Origin of the sequence: Paenibacillus flagellatus, assembly GCF_003217775.1 — a bacterium.
In the GTDB taxonomy this organism is placed as follows: domain Bacteria; phylum Bacillota; class Bacilli; order Paenibacillales; family NBRC-103111; genus Paenibacillus_AB; species Paenibacillus_AB flagellatus.
This window is the reverse complement of record NZ_QJVJ01000003.1, coordinates 180,971-204,039: the sequence shown is the minus strand read 5'-3', so window position 1 is coordinate 204,039 and position 23,069 is coordinate 180,971. Positions and strand designations below refer to the sequence as shown.

Sequence of the window (23,069 nt, the reverse complement as noted above, 5' to 3'; positions counted from 1 at the left end):
CTACGTCCGGCTCTCCCCGGGGAGCTGCTCCGCCGCTTGCAGCAGCCGGTATTGTCCCGGCGTATGTCCCGTGCGCGATTTGAACAGCTTGTTGAAATAGCTGACGTTGGAGTAACCGATTTCCCGGCAAATGTCCTCCAGCGTATACTTCGGCTCCCGCAGCAGCTCGCAGGCTCGCCGAATCCGCAGGTGGATCAAGTGATCGTTGATCGTCGTCCCCGTCGCCTCCTTGAAAATGCGGCTTAAAAAGGAGGTGCTGCGCTGTACGTGCTGCGCGACCGTCTCGATCGTAATATTGTTGTTGTAATTTTTCTCCATGAATTCGGTGGCCAGCTGCAGCGTCATGTCGTTCAGCTTCAGCCGCTTCTCCCGGTTATGGGCGATGATCCGGGCGCACATCTCCAGCAGACGCGCCTCCATATCGCGAAGGGTGTGGATGCCAGACAGCCCGAACGGCCGATCGCCGAATACGACGGACATGTCGCCCCCGGTCTGAACCAGCGTTTTCACGATTTCGCCGCTTAACTGGAAAAACAGCTGCTGCACGTTGGCTTTCCCGAGCCTGCGCGCGGTCACTTCCTGCGTAATCCGGCCGACGTTCGCCGCGCATTCCTCCTCGTCCAGCTGCAGCAGCGCCTGCAGCAGCTTCGCTTCCAGCTCGTACGGGTAATAGTAGGTCGTCTCGTCCTGCTTCCAGCTGCTGACGATCGAATAGGGCACGATTTCGCCGCTGCCCACGTACATTTTCAGGCTGAGCGCTTCGACCGACTCCTCATAGGCCGACTGGACCTCCTGGACTCCCGTGCGGATGCGGCTGATCCCGATCGTCGCCGTTATGCCGTAACGGCCCTCCAAATGCCGCTGCATGCTCCGGGCCGTCTCGAGCGGGAGGTCGTCCCGTCCTTCCGGCACGTTATGGATGATGACGGTTCGCTCGTCGTCTCTGGCGAATATTTCGCCGTCGATCTCGGGACCGAGCTCTTCGATCAACCCGTATTGAAACAGATGAACATGAAGCTTCGCGGTCGTATCGTTCAAGAGCGCCGGCTCCTCCCATTCGAGCGTCAGGATCGCAAACCGCGAGAAATCCAGCTTCAGCTCCAATAGCTCCGCCGCATCCGCATCCGGCCCGCCGTCATGCAAGGAAACCGCTACCCCTTTGATCAAATCGCACAAATATTTTTCCTTGATCACCGGGCGCTTCGCCCCAAGCAGCGTTTCCACCCGTTTCTTCTCGCTCAAAATCGCCTCCCGGCTATGGGTAAGCCGCTCGAACGACTGCCGAATGAAGCTTGCCTCATCGGCCGCCGGCGGAACGGATTCCGGACTCGCCCCGCCGGAGGGGGAGGGGCCGACCTCCGCATTGGAGCCGCTAATGTAAGCGACGACGCTTTTGAGCGGACGGTACAGCCTGCGCGAAATATAAACCGACAGGGCGACGGCGGCAGAGGCGTAGAGAACGGCTACGGCGACCACAATCATTTTGATGCGGCTCAGCCCTTGAAGAAGCGCGGATTGCTTCGTCAAGTTGACGAACTTCCAGCCGGTCAGCTCGGAGGTCGTATACGTCACGATCCAGTGGCGATCGTCGACGTACGACCCGCTCCCGGCCGACGACAGCGCTTTCGCATCAAGCTGGGCCAGCAGCTCCGCCGCCCGATCCGTCTCGGCGTAAAGCGGCTCGCCGTTCGGACCGAGGACGAGCGCCGTTCCTTTTTTGTTGTGGTAATGGCTGAGAAAGTCGTTCAAGAGCAAATCGAGCTTCACATTGATGAGGATGGCGCCGTCGACCGGGCCGATGAGCGGCATTTTCTGCATCAGGCTCGTGGCCGTCTTACCGGCGGCAAAACCGTTCGGTCGCCCGGTAAGCCACACCGTCCGGCTGCCGGACGGCTCGTTCATCGCGGGCAGCCAGGAACGGTCGGAGAACGAGGACAACGGCGACATTTTGATGTCGGAACGGGAGGTGAGCACCAGATCCAGCTTGCCGTAGACGAGATAGATCGAATCGATGTACGGACTGAGCTTCTGCTGCTCCTCCAAATAACGGGACAAGTCGATGACCGAGCCGACGCTCAGCTTGTCGTTGACGGTGTGGTACAAATACGACTGCGTCATCAGCATGCTCGAGGCGATATTTTTGACGGCCAGCAGCTCTTTATGCACGAGCTCCCGCTGCTGCTCCAAAACCGACTGATTGTATTCGATCGAGTTCTGTATGCTCGTATCCGCGGAAATCGTATACGTGATCGAAGAAATGAGGATGACGGTCACGATGACGATCGCCGTCATGGACAGCAGCAGCTTGACGAATAACGACCGGTTGCGAATCACAAGACGACCGGACATCTTGACCCCTCCTTTGTCGATGTCAGCGTTTTCAACAGCAAAGCCGAATCGGTGAGGACACCATGCCACATTATAGCACAGATCGAAAAGACGGGAAGGCGAGACGCGAAAAACATACGAAATCCCGAATAACATAATGGCCGAAACTTTGTCCCGGAAAGGAAAAACATAACGGAAAGCGAATGAAACGGTTGTGCGGTTCCGCGAGGCCGGATATCGTAAAAGATGTAACCGTTCCCAATCCCCGGCCGGGAAACGCTGCAAGGGAGCGCCGTTCAAACCTAACAAGCAGGGAGAGATTGTGGTGGGCAATACGATGAAGCCTGTCGCACTTGCCGTCGTGGCCGTCAGTATGGCGGCCGGCCTTCTCGGCGGATGCACCGGAACGCAGTCAAACGGCTCCGAGCCGAACGAACCGGGCGGCGCGGCAAAACCGATCGAAATCAAGTGGGGGATCCATTTCCAAGCGTCGGCGGTCGTCGCCGATACGCAAGTGCAAAAATGGCTGGAGCAAAAGTTCAACGTCAAAATCAAACCGGTCAAAGTTACGGACGCGAGCATCGCTTCCGGCGACGTGCCGGACCTGTTCATGCTGGGCGATCCCGCCAACGTGTCCGCCTACCAGGCGCAGGGCGTGCTCATGAGCATCGATCCGAACATGGTGAAAGAGAAGATGCCGGAATATTACAAGGACGTCGAGCAGTCGAAGGCGCTCTTCCAGACGGTCACGTTCAACGACAAGCTGTGGGCGATTCCGATGTTTATCGATTTGAAGCCTTACGATCTGACGATGCTGTGGCGCAAAGACTGGCTCGACAAGGTCGGCATCGCGAAGCTGCCGGAAACGCTCGACGAATTCGAGAAAGCGGCTTACGCGTTCGCCAAGCAGGACCCGGACGGCAACGGCAAGCACGACACGTACGGCTTGACCGGTACGGCGACGTCCACCTGGTCGACCGGATTTTACTCGATCTTCGGCGCCTTCGGCGTGGAACCGACCATGTGGCAGGAGAAGAACGGCCAAGTCGTCAACGGGTCCGTCATGCCCGAAGCGAAGGACGCTCTGGCGAAGCTGCGCCAATGGTTCGCCGACGGCGTCATCGACCCGGAGTTCATCACCGACACGCAGGATACGTACCGCAAGAAGCTGTACAACAGCCGGATCGGCGTCATCGAGGAGCAGATCGGGAAGGCGGCGCTGACCGACGGTGCGACCGTCGTCGCCATGAAGGACGTCAATCCGAACGCCAAGCTGGCACTCGGCAAAAACCCGAAGGGCCCCGGCGGCAGCGGCAGCTGGGACTGGGGGATCAAGAGCAACTTCGTCGTCATCGGCAACAAGGTGAAGGACGATCCGGCGAAGCTGAGCAAAATTTTCGAAATTTTGCGGGCGGAGAGCAGCGACGAAGAGACGATCAATATGACGAGCATGGGCGTGAAAGGGACGCACTGGGACTTCGCCGAAAGCGGAGCGACCTCGGGCGCGACCAAGTTTCTGTCCGGCTTCGAGAAGCAGGAGCAGCGCGATGCGATCGGCGCCCGGCTGTTCTCGCTGGGCAATATTACGACGCGCAGCTATCGCGACAAATATTCGAACGCGAAGCTGAACGAAGCCGTTCGCACGTATTCGTCCGCGCCGAGCTGGACCGACGCGCTGCTGTTCGCGGCTTTGCCGTCGGACGGCAAGTATAAGAAAGATTTGACCGCGCTGACGCAAAAATATTTCGCCCAATTCATCAGCGGGGAACTGCCCCTCAGCGACTTCGATAAGTATGTGGCGGAGTGGAAGGCGAAAGGCGGAGACGAGCTGACGAAGGAAGCGAACGACATGTACCAGAAGCAGTTCAAAAAATAACGGCAGGGTAAGCGATTACGCGTCCCCGGCGGCGAGGCGGCGAGCTTCGCCCCGAGGACGGATCGAATTCGGCTTGAGGACGTGCACATGCCATGAAAACCATCATGAAGCATCGGGAGCTGTTTGCGCTCTACTTGTTCGCTTTCGCTTTTTTCCTCGTATTCAAGTACGGCCCGCTCTACGGGGTGATGATCGCCTTCAAAGAGTTTCGCGTCGTCGACGGCATCTGGAACAGTCCGTGGGTCGGGTTCAAGCATTTCGAAACGCTGTTTCGAACGGACGACTTTTACCGGCTGCTGCAAAATACGCTGCTGCTCAATTTGTATTTGCTGCTGTTCGCCTTTCCGGCCCCGATCGCTTTGGCGCTGCTGCTGAACGAGATCCGCTCCCGTTATTTTCAACGGTTCATCCAAGTCACGATGTATTTGCCGCATTTCGTGTCTTGGGTCGTCATGGCGGGACTCGTCATCTACTTCCTGTCGCCGACGACGGGCGTCGTAGCCGAAATCGTCCGACTGTTCGGCGGGAAGCCGGTTTTCTATATGGGGCAGAAGGAATACTTCCGTTCGATCGTCGTCATATCGGCGATTTTGAAAGATATCGGGTGGGGATCGATCATATATTTCGCCGCACTGGCGGGCATCCATCCGGAGCTGCACGAATCGGCGACCATCGACGGAGCGAACCGGTGGCAGCGCATGATCCATATCAACATTCCGTCGATCATGCCGACCGTGGCGATCATGTTCATCCTGACCCTCGGCGGTTTCTTGAGCGCCAACTTCGAGCAGATCATCAACCTGATCAACCCCGTCACTTACGAAACCGGGGACGTCATCGACACTTACGTATACCGCGTCGGTCTGCAGCAATTCCAATACAGCTATACCGCGGCGATCGGCTTGTTCAAGTCGTTGGTAGGCTTGCTGCTGATCCTCGGAGCGAACGTGCTGGTACGCAGGCTGAGCCGCGGGGAGAACGGCTTATGGTAGAAGGAGGCGCAGCATGAAATACGCAAACTGGCCGGATAAGCTGGCCACCGTCTTGATTTATATCGTACTCGGCCTTCTCGCCGTCGTCGTCGTCTACCCGTTCCTTCACGTGCTGTCGGTATCGTTCAGCGGCCGGGGAGAAGCGCTGCGCAGCGGATTCCATTGGATTCCGAGAGACCCTACCGTCGTATCGTATCGGGAAATCATGACGTATCCGTTCATCTGGACGGGGTACGGGAACACGCTGTTCCGGATGGCGGTCGGAACGCTGCTGACGCTGATCGTCACCGTATGCGCCGCCTACCCGTTATCGCGCAAAGAATTTCCGTGGAAACGGGTGCTGGTGATGCTGCTGCTGTTCACCATGATATTCGACGGCGGCATCGTCCCGAATTATTTGCTCATGAAAGAGCTGCATCTGCTCAATACGCGGTGGGTATACGTGCTTCCGCATGCGGCGAATGCGTTCCAGGTATTGGTCATGATTTCGTTCTTCCGTTCGATTCCGGATGCGCTCGTGGAAGCGGCGCGGATCGACGGAGCGCGCGACGTGCGCATCCTGACGCGGATCCTGCTCCCGCTGTCGATGCCCGCCCTCGTGACGATCGGACTTTGGTCGCTCGTGTTTCATATCAATGCGTTTATGGACAACTTGCTCTACGTGACGGATCAAACGAAATTCATCCTGCAGCAGATCGTGCGCCAAATCCTGATCGAGAACCGGCTCGATCCGTTTACGACGGCGGTGAACGAAGTGCCGCCCGCGCCGGAAAGCTTGAAGATGGCGGCGGTCATCGTATCCGTGTTTCCGGTGCTGGTCGTCTACCCGTTCCTGCTCCGTTATTTCGAGAAGGGGACGATGATCGGCTCGGTGAAAGGATAACGCTTCACGATCCGGCTCGCAGGGAAATCAGGCAACGAGTTTCCTTATGAAAGGGTGGAGGAGTATGTTCGGAAAAAAAGTCATCCTTCTCATCATCGCGGCGATGCTGATCCAAGTTTATGCCATGCCTGTCATGCAGGCCGAGTCCGGGTTACCGGAAACGGCCTTCTACGTGGCACCGGATGGAAGCGATTCCAATCCGGGCACGATCGGCGCGCCGTTCCGGACGCTGGAGAAGGCCCGGGACGCGGTGCGTCAATGGAAGAGCGGCTCCGGCTTGCCGGCGGGCGGCATAACCGTCTATTTGCGCGGCGGAACCTATGATAGAACCGCAAGCTTCGTATTGGAGCAGCAAGATTCCGGCACCGCCGAAAGCCCAATTACGTATAAGGCGTACCCGGGCGAAAGCGTCCGGCTGTCCGGCGGCCGGCATCTCGAGAAAAGCTGGTTCGTGCCGGTCGCGGACCCCGCGGTTTTGCAGCGTATCGTCAGTACCGACGCAAGGACCAAGGTGCTGCAGGTCGATTTGCGCGGCCGCGGCATTACCGATTACGGCGTCATGAGCCGCCACGGCTATTACAAGGCGAACGACGTAAGCCAAGTTCCTCCGATGGAGCTGTACGTCGAAGGCGAAGGGATGACGCTGGCGCGTTGGCCCAACAAAGGCACGGTCCAGATGGGCGACATTATCGATCCGGGGCCGACCCGCAAGGACGCCGATCTCCAGGATCGGGGCGGCACGTTCGGCTACACGTACGACCGGCCGCAGTATTGGACGCAGGCGGACGATATTTGGCTGGACGGCATTTTCGGCTACAGCTGGGAATGGTCGTACAACAAGGTCGCCGCGATCGACACGGCCAACAAGCGGATTACGCTTCGCTACGGGGAAATGAGCGGCTTGTTCAAAAACTGGTACCCGGATTTCCATTTCGCGCAAAATTTGCTGGAGGAAATCGACATGCCGGGCGAATATTACATCGACCGCGCCCAAGGCATTTTGTATTTCCTGCCGACGGCGGCTTTCGAGGCCGACAATCCGGAAATTACCGTAACGATGCTGAAGACGCCCATGATCAATGCGGTCGGCGTCTCGCACGTCACGTTCGAGGATTTGACACTCGAGAACGGACGCGATTCCGCGGTCGTCGTCATGGGCGGCGAACGCGTGCTGATCAAGCATTGCGAAATCCGCAACTTTACGAACGGCGGCGTGCAGATCAACACGCAAAGCCGGTGGCTGTACAACGATTTCGCCACGGCTACAGGTGTTCATCACGGGGTCGTGAACAGCCACATCCACCATATCGGCGGAACGGCGGTCATCCTGAACGGAGGCAGCCGCGATACGCTCGAGCCCGGCAACAACTACGTGGAAAACTCCCATCTGCACGATTTCGCCTACTACCATAAAGCTTACAATCCGGCCGTCATTCTGACCGGCGTCGGCAACCGCGTCTCCCACAACGAAATTCACGATGCGCCGCATCCCGGCATTCTCATCTTCGGCAACGATCAGCTCGTCGAATACAACGACATTTACGACGTGTGCAAGCTGTTCTCCGATCTCGGCGCCATTTATATGAACGCTGGAGAAACACCGCAGCAGCGGGGAACGGTCATCAAGCGCAATTACTTCCACCATATCGGGGAATCCAAGGCCGGCGTGGAAGGAGTATACCCCGACAACTTCACGATGGGGCTGACGATCGACGAAAACATTTTCCACAACATGGGCAACTCCGCCATCAAAAACAACGGCGGCGCGCATATTAAAGCCCGCAACAATCTATTCATCGACAGCAAGGTGCCTTACGATTACGCGGACCTGTACCTGGGCGACAAACCGGACGGGCAAATCGCCAAAAACTACATGCCGAAATGGCAGGCGCTGTTCGAACGGTACAACAACTTCGTGGGCACGCCGTACTTGGCGAAATATCCGGAGCTGGCCGACTTCTTCACGGAGGACCGCTACTATCCGAGAACGAACGTGTACCAAAACAACGTCATCTATAACCCCACGAAGCCGCGAAGCACGATCACGAACGCGCAAGGGGCGTACGACAAATTCAACTTGCTGCAATACGGAAACAACTGGGTGACGGACCGCGATCCCGGGTTCGTCGATTTGGCGGCCGGCGACCTCCGGCTGAAGAGCGATGCGGAAGTATTCCAGCGCATCCCGGGGTTCCAGCCGATTCCGTTCGGCGACATCGGGATTATAGGCAAAGCCGGGCCGTATCTCGCGCCGGAAACGATTCCGGTGCAGGGAGTCCGGGCTTACGATTCGCACGTGACGATCGGCATCGGCAAATCGTACGACCTGCATTCGGCCGTGCTGCCCTGGAACGCGTCCAATTCCAAGCTGCAGTTCGCATCGAGCAATCCGGGCGTAGTCAAGGTGGACGGCAAAGGAACGATCAAAGGCGTGGAAGTCGGTCAGGCGGTCGTGACGATCGCGTCGGCCGAAAATCCGCTTCTCCGGGACGAGGTGACGATTGACGTAGAAGTAGGAGACGGCGTCTACGAATATACCGATTTCGAGACGGGGCGCAACAGCTGGCCGGTCGATCCGAACCGGTCCATCGTCGACGTGGAAGGCAACCATATGTACAAAGTGCTGAAAGGCGCAACCGCCGTTTCGTCGAACGAATACGCGAATTACGAGCTGACGTTCAAGCTGAAGACGCCGCCGACCATGCCGGGGCTGGGCACGTTTTACATCTTCGACCGGCTCGGCCCGAACGGAGGCGACCGGATCGGGTACCGCAAATTCGAGGACGGCACGTCGAAATGGATCGTATACAACCCGGCTTGGGCGACCGTCAAGGAAGTCCCGCTGCCGTACGAGGATTTGGCGCCGAATACGGAGTATCGCGTCAAGCTGCTCGTAAAAGGGGCCGACATCAGCCTGTACGTCGACGGCAAGCTCAAGCTGAAGACGACCGATCCGTCGCATAACCCTTCCGGCACGGTCGGCTTCTATGCGGGCGGCTTCGATTACCTGCTGTTCGACGAGATCAAGCTGTCGGTGCCGAGCACCCGGATTGCCGGGCTCCTGCTGGACCGAACCGAAGCGAATCTGGGCGCGGACGAACGGCTGCAGCTGCAAGTCAGCTTCGATCCGTCCGATGCCGCCAACCGCTCCGTCACGTGGACGTCGAGCAATCCGAACGCGGCCGTCGTCGACGCGAACGGCTTGGTGACGGCCGTCGGGTCGGGGGAAACGATCGTGACAGTCACCTCGGCGGACAATCCGGAAGCTTCGGCGTCGGCCCGCATCGTCGTATCGGACGTCCTGCTCCGGACGGACTTCGAATCCGGGGGCGGCGGCTGGCCGGTCGATCCGAACCGGAGCATCGTGAACGTGGACGGCAACCGCAAGTATCGGCTGCTCAAGGGGGCGTCCGCCACTTCGCCGCGTTCGTTCGCGAACTACCGGCTGACGTTCAAGCTGAGGACGCCGGCGACAATCCCGAGCGCAGCGACATTTTATATATTCGATCGTCTGGTTTCCGGCAGCGGCGACCGAATCGGCTATCGCAAGACGGCGGACGGCGCTTCGCAATGGATTTTGTACAACGGGGCATGGGCGACGGTGAAGAAAGCCGATTTGCCTTACGAAGACTTGGCGCCGAACACGGAGTACGCCGTCGAATTGATCGTGAACGGCGCCGACATCGGCCTGTACGTCGACGGCAAGCTGAAGCTGAGAGCCTCCGATCCGGCGCACAATGCCACCGGCACGATCGGCTTTTACGCGGGAGGCTTCGACAGCTTGACGTTCGACGACATCGAAGTGACGCAGCTTCGCCAGCCGGTGACGGAGGCGGCGGTAACCCCGCCGCAGCCGGACGGGGCGAACGGCTGGTACGTGCAGCCGGTCGCGGTGCGGCTCCGTCCGGGCGATCGCTCGTCCACCGTGACCGAAACGGTGTACAGCGTGGACGACGGCGCGAGCTGGAGCCGTTACACGACGCCGCTTACGTTCGGGCAGGACGGCGGCGCGATCGGCATCCTGTACCGGTCGACCGACTTGTCGGGCCAAGTCGAGGCGCCGAAACGGCTTACGCTCCGTCTGGACCGGACGCCGCCGGCGACGACGGCCGTCTTGTCTCCGGCACAGCCGGACGGTCCGGACGGGTGGTACGTCACGCCGGTTACGCTGACGCTGACGGCGTCCGATGCGACGTCCGGCGTCACGGATACGGTTTACAGCTTGGACGGCGGTGCGAGTTGGCAGCGGTATACGTCGCCGATCCGGTTGTCGCAGGACGGCGGTTATTCCATCGCCTACCGCTCGACCGATAGGGCGGGGAACGAAGAAGCCGCTCCTACGATCGGCGTTCGGCTGGATACGACGCCTCCGGTTGTGACGGCCGAGGAGCCCGTTCCGGGTCGGTCGTATCCGGACAGCGGAGAGCTCGTTCCACGGCTGGCGTTGACGGACGGATTATCCGGAGTCGATCGGTCTCAGCTGAGGATGCTTTTGGACGGCCAAGCGGTGAACGGAGAGGAAGCGATCCCGCTGTACACGCTGCCGCTCGGCGCGCATACGCTCGCCGCATCCGTGACCGACACGGCCGGGAACGTCGGGAGCCTGACGGTAACGTTCCACACGTATGCCGATGCGGCTTCGGTCGGCGCTCTGATCGACCGGTTTGCGGCCATGTCGTGGATCGAAAATGCGGGCATCGCGAACAGTTTGCGCCGGAAAGCGGAGAAAGGAAATTGGCAAGCTTTTATCCATGAAGTGGAGGCGCAGAACGGCAAGCATATCGCGGCACCGGCCGCCCTGGTGCTGCTGAGGGATGCCCGGTACATGCTGCAATCTCGGGGGCAATAAGTCGCGTAATCGAAAAAGCCGCGGATCGTCCGCGGCTTTTTCGCTGCTTCCGTCTTTAGGCGTTCGACGAGGCGAAGACGAGACCGATCGAGACGACCGAGTAAGCCGGCACTTCGAACGAAACCCGCCGTCCTTCGATGACGGGAGCGTCCGCATCGTCGATCCGCCGTTCGTTGGCGTCCACGAGATAGGCGTCCGACACTCGCTGCGGCAGATGCAGCTTCACGCCGCTCCGCCGGCCTTCCGTCTCGTACACCCGAACGATCCAACGTCCGCACGGATCGTCCTCCGGCATTTTGACCGCGGACAGCACAACCGCTCCGTCTTCGATCCGCAAAAAGCTGCCGGAGCGGCCGTTCGTGCCCGGATGCGCCTTGCCGGATAAAACGGTGAACGGACGGTTGGCCCGATAGGCCGTTTCCGCCAGCTCCCGGTTGGACGCGGCGGCATCCACGACGCAAACCGCAATGCTCGTCTTGTGGTGGTTGCCGAGCTCCGGATACGGATCGGGGTCGAACGAGCTGCGGATCAGCGTGACGGACAGCGACCGGTCCGTGCCGCGGTAGCCGTACTTGTTGTTCGTCGTCATCATGATCGCCGGTCCGCCTCCGTCGCGGCGCACGCCCAACGCCCAGCTGTTGGCGGGCACGTCCATATCGGCCGGCCGGCGCTCGAGCGTACCGTACGGCACATCGTATCGGTAGGCATCGCATGCATAAGCAAGCGGCCAATGGAAATTCAACTGCGGAATCGACGTCGCTTGCGAGCCGATCTCCTGCCAGTCGCAGGTCGTGTCGAAGCGCAGCGCCGGACTGCTGCGGTCGAGCGAGACGGTCACTTGAAGCGAAGAGCGGCCGAACGTCATCCGGTACGACAGCGATTGGCGCAGCGCTCCTTGCGCCTGCATCTCGATTTTCACATGACGGTGAACGCTGGCGACGTCCATATACCGCCCGACCCACCACGCGGACATGCCTTGGCCCGGATCTTCCTGGATGAGACGGAACAGTCCCGCCGGACGGGCCGGATCGATCAGCTCGGTACCGGTACGCTTGTCGACCATCGATCGGACGGTCGCATCGATCGGATGAAACGATACGCGCAGACGCTCGTTTTCCAAGACGACGGGCCGCTCGCGGTCGACGCGCGGATCGGTCGGCAAAAACGGCGCATGCGGCTCATCCCCGACGGAAACGGTGTACGTTTGGTAGCCGCACGCCGGAACCCGAGCGAGAACGAGCAAGCGCAAGTAATGGTGGCTCCAATACGTATGAAACCCTTTGTCGATCCATTGATAAGGCACTTCCCGACCGTCGCCGTCTCGGACGACCAGCGTTCGGATCGGACTTTTCCAATCCCACAGCGTCCATTCGACGACTTCTTCCCGTTCGTAGGGAGACGGGTTGAACACGTGCACGATGCGGGGGTCTCCGCCGCCGCGCTCCACTTGCGTAATGCGGAAGGAACGGGCGCCGTAACCTGCGCCCGCTCCCTCGGCCGTACTCGACTGATCCGCCCGGCCGGCGAGCCCGGCCGTATCGATCGTGGCGGCGATCGCTTCCAAAGCGAGCTTGCGGTTCGTATTGGCCGCCGCCATCGTCTGCTGGAACAAGCCGAGCGCATGCTCGCGCGTCTCGATGACGCCGGAGCCGGGGAGTATGTCGTGAAATTGGTTGAACAGCACGTTCCGCCAAGCGTCTTCATAAGCGGCGGCCGGATAAGCCGCATCCGCGACGACGCTTGCCGCTGCGCTGAACAGCTCGGCTTCCTGCAGCGTCGCTTCGCCGATCCGGTTCGCCGTCTTGATCCGCGTTTGCGACGTGTAACAGCCGGTGAATACGCTATTTTGCTCGCCGGTCACGACCGGCAGCCGCTCGCGTACCGTCTCCAACCGGGCGTAAAATTCGGCGAACGTGCCGAACCGGATTCGCGGATAGATCGGCCAATCGTTCATCCCGGCGAGCCGTTCGAGATCGCGCCGCGTCGGACCGCCGCCGTGGTCGCCGACGCCGTAAACGTACAGGTGAGTGGTCAAGCCGGTTTGCTCGCACAACGGCGGCACGTACGAGCCGAGTATCGGTTGGACGAAATCGTTGTACCAGGTCGGCTCGCGGTAACACAATAGGGAGCGGCCGGACGGCGACCGCCACGTGTAGGCGACCGGTCCGTCGCTGCCCCGGCAATGATAATAATGCCGCACTCCGCCATCGAGCAATATTTCCGGGACTTGAATGCTGTGTCCGAACGTATCCGGCTCGAAATCCAGGCTGAGCGTAGCGGGATCGATGCCGAGCAATCGGGACAAATACCGTTTCGTGTACAGCAGGTGACGGGACAGGCTCTCGCCGTTCGGCATGTTTTTGTCCGCTTCCACCCAGTGCGATGCGGTCACCTCCCATCGTCCTTCATGGACGCGCGCTCGGATCTGCTCCAGCATGGCGGGTGCATACTGCTCGACGATACGGTAAATCGCCGCTTGCGATTGGGAGAAGTGGAAGAACGGATATTCCTCCATCAGCTGCAGCATCGTTCGCATCGTATCGATCGTGACGGCAACCGTCTCGTCCCACGGCCACATCCAGTTCATATCGATATGGGCGTGGGCGACGCACAGAATGTCGTAGGCTTTCGCCGCGGACGCGAGAGGGGCCATCAGGCGCTCCGCTTGCAGCGCCGTCGCTTTCGTAACGACGCCTTCGTCGGCAATTTGTCGCTCCACGTAAGAGAGAGCGGAGGAGATCGTGTCTTCGAACATACGATTTCGAACTTTGGACATCTCTTGCGCGAACACCAACTGGGACAAAATGCGCTCGCCCCAGTATCCGGGCGAGGATTGGATTTTCTCGTCCCAATAGCTGTCCGGAATGTTCCCCAGCAAAAGCCTTAATCGGGAATCGATCGAAGCCATGGACATACCTCCATATCAATTTGGATACGTATATATATAAATACCTTTCTGGTAATTTGAGTGTACTTGAAATAACTTCCTTTTGTAAATCCCGAAATGGAAACCATTCCATCTATTTTTGTATATTCGTATTTATTCATGCTACACTCCAAATAGGTGAGGAAGTGCAGGAACGGGGGAGCAGGACGTGGACAAACAGGAGACGAAACGTGTCCCACTCTATTCGCAAATTCGAGCGTACATCGTAGAACGGATTCGTTTGAACGAGTGGAGTGCGGATGACCAATTGCCGACGGAGGCCGCGCTTGCGGAGCAGTTCGATGTGAGCCGATTTACGATCAAGAAGGCGCTGTCCGCCTTGGTGGAAGAAGGGCTCGTCTATCGCGTGCAGGGGAAAGGGACGTTTATTGCACCGGCGGCGGCTCCATCCGATCTTCCGCACGTCGAGGAGCCACCGGGCGTCCCGACCGTATTTCGTCCCGTAGCCTTTATCGTGCCGTCGATTCAAAGCCCGCTCGCCTCCCGCATTTTGGCCGGAGCGGAGGATGTCCTTTCCGAGCGCGGCTACCACGTGCTGTATCGCTCTACGTTGAACGATGCGGAGCGGGAACGGGACATTTTGCGGGATTGTCTACGACTCGGCGTCAAAGGAATTCTCATTTTCCCGGCAGACGGAGAAACGTACAACGAAGAGCTGCTGCGTCTGTCTTTCAACCGATTTCCCGTCGTCGTCATCGACCGCTACTTGCGCGGCGTGGAGACGAATTGCGTCTGTTCGGACCATGTCGGAGGCGCATACGACGCCGTGACCAAATTGGTCGAGCTGGGGCATACGAATATCGGCTTCGTCTCCGTCTTGAACAAACGGGTAACGAGCCTGGAGGATCGTCTGACGGGGTACGAGCGGGCGCTGGCGCACCACGGGATCCCCGTCGATTATCGACGCTGCTTGTTCGAGACGGGCGAAGCTCGGCGCGAGGAGGGGGAGGATACCGATCCGCGCGTTTTGCTGCGATCGTATTTGTCCCGCAATCCCGAGCTGACGGCGGTGTTTGCGGCTACGGTGTCAAGCGGCCTTGCGCTCGTAGCGGCCGCGGAAGATTTGGGCATACAAGTACCCGGGGAGCTTTCGGTCTTATTCTTCGACGATTACGAATACGCGGAGCTGTCGCGCATCCCGCCGAGCTGCGTCGTGCAGGACGAACGGACGATCGGAGCGGAAGCGGCGAAGCTGCTGCTGTCCATCATCGACAACCCTTCGCAGGAACGGAGACGGATTCTCGTGCCGACGCGGCTTGTGCTGCGCCAGTCCGCCGTGGCGCGCAGCGATGGGGAGCGACTAACTCGGAACCGAAACGGCTCAATCGGCACGGTAACGTAGCGGATTGCGATCGTGAGCGAAGCCCTTGTCCGACCGCTGCAGAACGAGTTGATCGTACGGCAGCCGGACGGTACGGTCATGGAATTTGTCCAACACGTCGGACGATAAACGTACAAATCCCACCTCCAAGACGAAATCCGAGTCCGGGGGGCGGGATTTTTTTGGTTTATCGGTTGGAATCGAACACCTTCGACATCAGCACGTCGATCGCCTGATCGATCCGCACCAGCTCTTCTTCGGACAAGTGACTTATCCGCTGCCGGAAACGGGCTTCGATTCGGGCGAACGCTTCGCTCATCATCGCTTCGCCCGCCTCGGTAAGGCGAATGTACTGCTTTCGCCGGTCTTCGGCGACGGCCACCTTTTCGCACAATCGTTTCTCGCTCAGCTTCTTCAGCTCCCGACTCGCGTTCGGCATGGACATGTGCTGACAATCGCTGATTTGGCTGAGCGTTACGGGCTGACTGACCGCTATATATTCAAGAATGCTGTACTGCATCGGAGTGATGCTGCCGGACTTGACGTCTTTCGTCATCTCATGCGTCGTTTGATGAACGGCGGTTGTGAACGCCACGAATTTTTGGAATAAGTCTCTTCGCTCCATACCAATCACCTCTAAGGACACGATAGCAAATTCATTATCTTAATACAATTATCATTTGACAACCAAATAAAGGCATGCTACGATTCGCTTATCAAATGATAAGTAAAGGGGCGGCAGCATGAACGTACTGGTCATTTATACGCATCCGAATCATCAAAGCTTGAATTACGCTTTTTTGCAAAAGGTGGTGGAAGGGGCGAGCGAAAACCGACATATCGCGGAGATTCAGGTGTTGGATTTGTATGAAGAGGGGTTCGACCCGGTGCTCGTATTCAACGAGCACAAGCGCAGAAGAGATATGCACGCCGACCCGCGTCTGGCCAAGTATCGCGAGCAGCTGCTATGGGCGGAGAAGATCGTTTTCATCTATCCGATCTGGTGGGGACGGCCTCCAGCCATGCTATTGGGGTATATCGACCAAATGTTCGCCTCCGGATTCGCCTACCGAGACAAGGGCGGCCTGTTTCCGGAAGGACTCTTAAAGGGGAAGTCGGTCGTCTGCCTTTCGACGATGATGGGACCGACGCTGTATCCGCTGTTCTGGTTGAATAACGCGCACAGGGTGTTAATGAAGAGAGCTTTGTTTCGGTACGTGGGGATGACGAACGTCAAATTTTTCGAATTCGGCTACATGGAGAGCCCGGAGAAAGGCAAGCATGCGGCGAAGCTGGACCGCATCTACCGCTATTTCAAAACGGTTGCCCGCTGATCGTAAGCATGCTAATCGAAGACCACAACCTGTAACCAATCGTTTCCGATTTCGTTTACGGAAGGAAAGCATGGGATTGGAGGGAATGTGTTGGACAAATGGGCGGAAGTACGAAAAGCGATCGAAGAGCTTTCCTCGCAAGAAGCGAAGCTGATTCTTGTCCGCATGCTGCTTCCGTTGAAAACGGACGAATCGAACGAGGAAGCCGAATCGAAATGGTACCGGAGCGCGAAGGAGCTGTATGAGGAGCTTTTAGTGTCCCGCAACGGCAAATCGCAATGGGAACCGAATGCCGACACCGCAAAGGTTCATCTCGTTTTCGGCGATTCGATTGCCGGAAGCTTGAAGCTATGCATAAGGCGTCAGGGGGATGCGGAGACGAACAAGGTGATCGTCGTTCGCGACTCCTTTGCCATCGGTCCTCTCTGGCAGCTTCACGAAAAGGCCGGACGCGCACAAAGAGCCGAATGGTTCAGAGACCGCATGAACGACGGCGGCGATCCGGACGACGTTGCAGAGGACGATTCCGACTACCGAAAGCTGACCGGGCAAATCGCCAACATTCCGGCCGGCGCTTCCGTCGTAATATGGAGCGGGAAAAACGCTCACGAGCAGGTCGGGCTGCGGTATGCGGCTTATTTGCTCCGGGATAGACGGAACGACGTATTCGTTTTCGATGCTGCGGACGTTTGCGAGAAAAGGTTCAACCGGGCGGATCGTCGCATCGATTATTTGCACGCGGGTGAAGTCCCGACGGACAAGCTTCAGACCGTCTTGGGGGAAACCGAGCATAACCGGCCTCTAACCGGCGAAACGAGACGGAAGCTGGAGCAAGAATGGCTGTCGCTTGCCGAACGCCATGAGGCTCTACGAATATGGGACGGAGAGCGGATCGTAAACGTCGATGAACGCCATTTCGACGCCTATCTGTTGGAAACCGTTGAGAAGCTGCATGCCTACAGGTCGAATCGCGATTTTATCAAAGCGGCCCGGGTGATCGGGGAAGCGATCGGCTACTGCAATCAATACGTCGGCGACAGCTTTTTCGAATACCGGCTGAGGGAGCTCATTTACAACGGAGCATTGGAAATCCGGGGCATACCGCGAGGGATGCGGTACTACAGCGTAAGGCGCAAAAAGCCCGATCCTTCGTCAAGCTGATGAAGGAGAGCGGAATCTTATCCAAAGCCGCATATTCGCGGCTTTTTTGTCATTACTCACGAGTTTGCGCCTGTCGCCTTAACGGCAAGCGGAACACGATTTTCGATTTGAGGATCGATAAATGATATCATCGTCCAGAAAAAAATGGTAACATGGGTTTATCCATGGAATGAATGAGGAGACGATGAGATGGCTCCAAAACATTTTGTCTCTGCGGCAACCATCGTATTGAACGAGCGCAGCGAAATATTATTAATAAAAGGGCCCGATCGAGGCTGGGAAATGCCGGGGGGACAAGTCGAAGAAGGCGAATCGTTGAAAGAGGCGGCAATCCGGGAAACGAAGGAAGAGAGCGGCATCGATATCGAAGTGACGAAGTTCTGCGGTATTTTTCAAAATGTAAGCGAATGTATTTGCAACACGATGTTTTTGGCCCGACCAGTCGGGGGACGGTTAACGACGACCCCCGAGTCGTTGGAAGTAGGATTTTTCCCCATCGAAACCGCGCTGGAGATGGTGACCTGGAGAAATTTCAGGCAGAGAATCGAGTATTGCTTAAAGGAAGAACTCCATCCTTTTTATGTTGAATTTTGATTGCTGAATACATCCGAACAAAGTTAGACGAACAACGACTATACTTCCATTAAGATAGTAAAATATTAATATCATTAAAAAGCGGGAAACAAGATGAATATCGTTCTGATCGGCATGTCCGGAGCCGGTAAAAGCACGTTGGGCGCGTTGCTGGCAAAAGCGCTGGGAATGGATTTCGTGGACACCGATATCGTCATTCAACGGCAGGAAGGACGGCTGCTGCAAGCAATCATCGATAACGACGGTATCGAACGATTTTTGGAAATCGAAGAAACAACGGTGTCCGACTTGCAGCTGAACCATTGTGTCGTATCGACAGGCGGCAGCGTCGTCTATTCGGAAAAAGCGATGAACGCCCTAAAGCGGGGAGGGCGAGTAATTTACTTGCACGTCCCTTATGAAGAAATTCAACGAAGACTGACCCAAATCGCGACCAGAGGCATCGTCATGAAACAAGGAAGCAGTCTTCGGGAGGTTTACGAGGAACGGGTTCCGCTTTATACGAAATATGGCGATTTCGTCTTGGATTGCTCCGACAAAAGTATCGAGCAATGTGTCGGCGAGCTGGTAAAAGTCATAAAATAAACGTTGATTCGGCATGAAGACAAGAGTCCTAACGCACGGAAGGAGATCGGGATGCGATATTTGAAGTGGAGCCTTATTTCTGTCAGCTGTTACTCGATATTAACCGTTCTCGCTTGGTTCATAGACGACTTGGGCTGGAAAAAAGGAATAACGGAAGGAAGCTACCAAATCGTTGCGAATTTCGTTTCGAACCTGCAATTCCTCTTCAAAATGCTGATTGGCTCGGATGATGTGCTCAATTATCACTTTAGACTTTTGCCGTTCCTTATGGGCGCTGTTGTTTGGATCGGAATCGCCGTCGTCTTATGCAGCCGGAGAGGCCGCGCCGTTCATTGATTTTGAGCACGTTCGCGATTAGGACCACCACTTTAGTTCAGCCGAGTATGAGGCGATCGACTCCCGGTACATCGAGGGAGAACGATCGCCTTTTCCCATTCCGCTTACGGACTTACACGGTCGGACGGGCGCCGTTCCGTCGGAACAGGGATTTGCGGGCTACCCTTTTCGGCCGCAGGCCGCCGTTCTTTGACTTGTTTCAACGCGGCCACGATCAAAAAACTGACGATGACGAGCAGCAGCCAGGAGCTGACCTTGCTGACATGGACAAGACGCCAGGTGTCGGATTGATTCGGGTACTCCCATGCGCTGAAGAAGGTGGCGATATTTTCCGCGATCCAAATAAAGAAGCCGATCAGCACGAAGGAAAGGGCAAGCGGCATCCGGTACCGGGCGCGGCCGACCTCGAAGGTAACCCAGGTACGCCAAAATACGAGGAGCACCAAAGCCGATAGCCACCAGCGAACGTCGATCCAGTAATGGTGGGTGAAAAAATTCAAGTAGATGGACGCCGCAAGCGGAGTGACGAGCCAGAACGAAGGCCAGCGAACAAGATCGACCTTCATGCGCCGCCAAGCCTGGCACAGGTAGCTGGCCACGCTGGCATACATAAATCCGCTGTAGAGAGGGACGCCGCCCACTTTCGTCCAGCCGTCCTCCGGGTACGACCAGGACCCCATGCGCACCTTGAACAGCTCCAGAGCCAAGCCGATCAAGTGGAAGACGGTAATCACTTTCAGCTCGTCGCGCGTTTCAAGCCCGGAACGCAGCATCCATACCTGCATGGCCAGGCAAATGAGCAGCAGCCAATCGTAGCGGGGCAGCCACGGCAGCGGGAGCTGTTGGGTCAGTGCCAGAGAGACGAAGATGACCGCGGGAAATACGCAGGACAACGCCTGCTGCCAGCCGAAGCGTACGAGCTGCCGAAGGGCTTGCCCTAAACGTCTTTGCATAAGCTCTTCATCCTTTCCAAGCGAGTAATGGCGATCTGGACCATTAGCGGCGACGATTTGCTTTTCTTCACGCTTATGGGCACGTTGTTCGTCATTCATTGTATAACAATCAAAATTTATTGTAAATCGATAAATAATATGCTACATTCAATATGAAAATAACGACGCGAGGTGTAGGTTATGGAACGAGGAACCACTTTGTTTTTAAAGCTGACCGTTTTTCTCATCGGCATTCCGGTTGTGGCCGCATGTCTATTCGGGCTTCCTTCGATTGCCAAGGAGGCGGCCGAGCATTATCCGGCCTATTGGCTGTATCCCGTTTTAATCGCGATGTATATGTCGGCGGTACCGTTTTTCTTTGCATTGTATCAAGCATTCAGGCTCTTAACCTATATCGACAAGAACGTCGCCTTCTCCGAATTGTCGGTCAAAGCATTGAAACATATCAAATACTGCGCAATCGCCATCGGCCTCTTATATGCGGCGGCCGCACCGTTTTTATTTCTCATCGCGGATGAAGACGACGCCCCGGGGCTGTTCGCGATCGGACTGGTCGTGATTTTCGCTTCGACGGTCATCGCCGTCTTCGCCGCCGTTCTTCAAAAGCTGTTGAAGCATGCCATCGACATAAAATCGGAAAACGATTTGACGATCTGAGGTGAATCACATGGCGATCATCATTCATATTGACGTGATGCTGGCGAAAAGGAAAATGAGCGTTACCGAGCTTTCGGAGAGAGTCGGCATTACGATGGCCAATCTGTCCATATTGAAGAACGGAAAGGCGAAGGCGATTCGAATATCGACTTTGGAGGCGATTTGTAAAGCGTTGGACTGCCAGCCCGGAGATCTTTTGGAATACAAAGAGGACCAAGACACTCCGGGCTAACGACCCGTATTCATTCGTAAAGGAGGGCCCTCGATGAGCAGCGAGCCTATCGTCAGCCTGCGTCATGTGACCAAACGGGTCGGCCGGAGGACCATCATCGACGATCTTACGTTTGACGTGCCGCAAGGCGAAATTTTCGGGTTCCTCGGCCCGAACGGGGCCGGCAAAACAACCACGATCCGCATGATCGTCGGACTGATGTCGATTACCAAGGGACAAATTTTGATCAAGGGAAACGATATCAAGACCGAATTCGAGCAGGCGATCCGGCACGTCGGCGCCATCGTGGAAAATCCGGAAATGTACAACTATTTGAGCGGGTACCGCAACCTCGTTCATTACGCCCGCATGGTACCGGGAGTAACCAAGGAACGGATCGGCGAAGTGGTATCGCGGGTCAAGCTGGAAAACCGCATTCACGACAAGGTGAAAACCTACTCGCTCGGCATGCGCCAGCGTCTGGGCGTCGCCCAAGCGCTGCTGCACCGGCCGTCGCTGCTCATACTGGATGAACCGACAAACGGCTTGGACCCGGCGGGGATCCGCGAGCTTCGCGATCATTTGCGGCATTTGACCCGTACGGAGAACATTACGGTTGTCGTCTCCAGCCATCTGTTGTCGGAGATGGAGCTTATGTGCGATCGGGTCGCCATCCTCCAGCGGGGGAAGCTCATCGATGTGAAGCCGATTCAGCATTTTACCCAGTCGACCGACCGGACTCCCACGTATCAGATCGAAGCGCAGCCGTCGGAACAAGCGCTGGAATTTTTGAGGCGGACGGAAGGGGTCGAGGAGGTCAGGCTCGTCCGGGAAGGAATCGTCGAGGTTACGACCGAGCGGGAGGGCGTCCCCGACCTGTTGGCAGGGCTGATGCGGAACGAGGTTCGCATTTATGGCGTGAAGCCGGTTCGTCCCTCTCTGGAGGATCGATTTTTGGAAATAACGGAGGGCGGACAAATTGGTTAATCTGGTGCTCAATGAAAACATGAAGATTTACCGGCGCGTGCGAACGTGGATTCTGATCGGACTCATGTCCGCCATCGTCCTTTTCATCAACGTCATGGTATGGCAAACCGACGGGAAAAAGGCGCAGGGCGAAGGGTGGCGGGCCGAGCTGCTAAAGGAGAAGGAGCACCGGAACGAATTGCTGAAGAAGCCCGAGCTGCAAGCGGAGGAACGGACGTACAACCTGCAGCGGACCGCTCTCATCGACTATCATTTGGAGCGCGATATTCGCACGACGGAAGGCACGCTGTGGGATGGCATAAACGGTTCGGCCAATCTCGTTCCGCTGATCACCGTCTTCACCATCATCATCGCGGGGGACAGTCTGGCGGGGGAATTTTCGTCCGGCACGATCAAGCTGCTGCTCATCCGGCCGGCCAGCCGGGTCAAGATTCTCGTATCCAAATTTTTGTCCGTGCTGTTGTTCGGCTTGCTGCTGCTGCTCGTCCTGTTCGTCGTATCGGTCGCGGCGAACGGAATCTTATACGGCTTTGGACACTTGGGGCTGCCTTTAATCGGAGTGAGTCCGGAGGGGCTGATCGTCGAGCAAAATATGGTCCTCCATCTATGGAAAACCTATATGCTGAACGGGATTTCCACCGTCATGTATGTCACCTTGGCTTTTATGATCTCGTCCGCTTTCCGCAGCAGCAGCATGGCCATCGCATTTTCCATCGGCACCCTGTTCGCGGGCCATATTCTGATGGAGGCGCTGCAGAGGTTCGATTGGAGCAAATTTCTGTTGTTCGCCAACACCGACCTCACCCCCTACTTAACCGGGCAGCCTTACCAAGAAGGAATGACGCTGCCGTTCTCCATCGGGATGCTCGCCGTTTATTTCCTCCTGTTCAATCTGATATCCTGGCTCATGTTCACGCGGCGAGACGTAGCGGACTAACGCTTACGGCATCGCCTCCGGTCAAAGGGCCGATCCGAAAGCCAGTCTGCGGGCGAAAAGCCATTTTCGCCGCAGGCTGGCTTTTGTTGCATGGCGCTAACGCCGAAGGCAGCCGAAG

At 57.2% G+C, this 23,069-nt stretch carries 17 protein-coding genes; 13 read left to right on the top strand and 4 right to left on the bottom strand.

Annotated elements, in window-relative coordinates; all coding sequences use genetic code 11:
- Window positions 1-2,349 (bottom strand): helix-turn-helix domain-containing protein, encoded by a 2,349-nt coding sequence (locus tag DLM86_RS07515; protein ID WP_158289377.1) that lies wholly within the window; start codon window positions 2,347-2,349, stop codon window positions 1-3.
- Window positions 2,350-2,665: 316 nt separating this feature from the next.
- Here DLM86_RS07515 and DLM86_RS07510 point away from each other — a divergent pair, with 316 nt between their 5' ends.
- The 4 genes from DLM86_RS07510 (at window position 2,666) to DLM86_RS07495 (ending at window position 10,928) form a co-directional block, all read left to right on the top strand.
- Window positions 2,666-4,204: an extracellular solute-binding protein gene (locus DLM86_RS07510; protein WP_158289376.1), complete on the top strand. Its 1,539-nt coding sequence runs from the start codon at window positions 2,666-2,668 to the stop codon at window positions 4,202-4,204.
- A 92-nt stretch (window positions 4,205-4,296) separates the two neighbouring features.
- The gene (locus DLM86_RS07505; RefSeq protein ID WP_110839372.1) at window positions 4,297-5,196 is read left to right on the top strand and encodes an ABC transporter permease; all 900 of its coding nucleotides are present in this window, start codon (window positions 4,297-4,299) and stop codon (window positions 5,194-5,196) included.
- Window positions 5,197-5,209: 13 nt separating this feature from the next.
- On the top strand, window positions 5,210-6,079 hold the full coding sequence (locus DLM86_RS07500) for a carbohydrate ABC transporter permease (RefSeq protein ID WP_110839371.1): 870 nt from the start codon (window positions 5,210-5,212) through the stop codon (window positions 6,077-6,079).
- Between the two features lie 64 nt (window positions 6,080-6,143).
- Window positions 6,144-10,928 carry an OmpL47-type beta-barrel domain-containing protein gene (locus DLM86_RS07495; RefSeq protein WP_110839370.1) on the top strand — a complete coding sequence of 1,595 codons (4,785 nt, stop codon included), beginning with the start codon at window positions 6,144-6,146 and terminating at the stop codon, window positions 10,926-10,928.
- Window positions 10,929-10,983: 55 nt separating this feature from the next.
- Here DLM86_RS07495 and DLM86_RS07490 read toward each other — a convergent pair whose 3' ends face one another.
- The gene (locus DLM86_RS07490; protein WP_158289375.1) at window positions 10,984-13,836 is read right to left on the bottom strand and encodes an alpha-mannosidase; all 2,853 of its coding nucleotides are present in this window, start codon (window positions 13,834-13,836) and stop codon (window positions 10,984-10,986) included.
- Between the two features lie 187 nt (window positions 13,837-14,023).
- Here DLM86_RS07490 and DLM86_RS07485 point away from each other — a divergent pair, with 187 nt between their 5' ends.
- Window positions 14,024-15,217 (top strand): GntR family transcriptional regulator, encoded by a 1,194-nt coding sequence (locus tag DLM86_RS07485; protein ID WP_110839368.1) that lies wholly within the window; start codon window positions 14,024-14,026, stop codon window positions 15,215-15,217.
- Between the two features lie 166 nt (window positions 15,218-15,383).
- On the opposite strand, the gene DLM86_RS07480 is transcribed toward DLM86_RS07485, so the two are convergent.
- Window positions 15,384-15,821: a MarR family winged helix-turn-helix transcriptional regulator gene (locus DLM86_RS07480; RefSeq protein WP_110839367.1), complete on the bottom strand. Its 438-nt coding sequence runs from the start codon at window positions 15,819-15,821 to the stop codon at window positions 15,384-15,386.
- Between the two features lie 118 nt (window positions 15,822-15,939).
- Here DLM86_RS07480 and DLM86_RS07475 point away from each other — a divergent pair, with 118 nt between their 5' ends.
- From DLM86_RS07475 to DLM86_RS07460, 4 genes are all read left to right on the top strand, one after another.
- On the top strand, window positions 15,940-16,530 hold the full coding sequence (locus tag DLM86_RS07475; protein ID WP_110839366.1) for an NAD(P)H-dependent oxidoreductase: 591 nt from the start codon (window positions 15,940-15,942) through the stop codon (window positions 16,528-16,530).
- Between the two features lie 90 nt (window positions 16,531-16,620).
- Window positions 16,621-17,691: a DUF1835 domain-containing protein gene (locus DLM86_RS07470; protein ID WP_110839365.1), complete on the top strand. Its 1,071-nt coding sequence runs from the start codon at window positions 16,621-16,623 to the stop codon at window positions 17,689-17,691.
- A gap of 189 nt (window positions 17,692-17,880) precedes the next feature.
- Window positions 17,881-18,285 (top strand): NUDIX hydrolase, encoded by a 405-nt coding sequence (locus DLM86_RS07465; protein ID WP_110839364.1) that lies wholly within the window; start codon window positions 17,881-17,883, stop codon window positions 18,283-18,285.
- Window positions 18,286-18,378: 93 nt separating this feature from the next.
- Window positions 18,379-18,870: a shikimate kinase gene (locus tag DLM86_RS07460; RefSeq protein WP_110839363.1), complete on the top strand. Its 492-nt coding sequence runs from the start codon at window positions 18,379-18,381 to the stop codon at window positions 18,868-18,870.
- Between the two features lie 440 nt (window positions 18,871-19,310).
- On the opposite strand, the gene DLM86_RS07450 is transcribed toward DLM86_RS07460, so the two are convergent.
- Window positions 19,311-20,159, bottom strand: coding sequence for a DUF817 domain-containing protein (locus tag DLM86_RS07450; protein WP_110839361.1), 849 nt, complete (start codon window positions 20,157-20,159; stop codon window positions 19,311-19,313).
- 180 nt (window positions 20,160-20,339) lie between these two features.
- Between DLM86_RS07450 and DLM86_RS07445 the strand changes: the two genes are divergently transcribed.
- Genes DLM86_RS07445 through DLM86_RS07430 form a run of 4 tightly spaced genes read left to right on the top strand, consistent with a single transcriptional unit; the run spans window position 20,340 to window position 22,951 of the window.
- The gene (locus DLM86_RS07445) at window positions 20,340-20,816 is read left to right on the top strand and encodes a DUF2975 domain-containing protein (protein WP_110839360.1); all 477 of its coding nucleotides are present in this window, start codon (window positions 20,340-20,342) and stop codon (window positions 20,814-20,816) included.
- Between the two features lie 10 nt (window positions 20,817-20,826).
- Window positions 20,827-21,048, top strand: coding sequence for a helix-turn-helix domain-containing protein (locus tag DLM86_RS07440; RefSeq protein WP_110839359.1), 222 nt, complete (start codon window positions 20,827-20,829; stop codon window positions 21,046-21,048).
- A 33-nt stretch (window positions 21,049-21,081) separates the two neighbouring features.
- Window positions 21,082-22,014: an ABC transporter ATP-binding protein gene (locus DLM86_RS07435; protein ID WP_110839358.1), complete on the top strand. Its 933-nt coding sequence runs from the start codon at window positions 21,082-21,084 to the stop codon at window positions 22,012-22,014.
- A complete protein-coding gene (locus DLM86_RS07430; protein WP_110839357.1) occupies window positions 22,007-22,951 on the top strand; it encodes an ABC transporter permease in 945 nt (314 codons plus the stop codon). Before DLM86_RS07435 ends, DLM86_RS07430 begins: the two co-directional genes overlap by 8 nt.
- The last annotated feature ends 118 nt before the right edge of the window (window positions 22,952-23,069 follow it).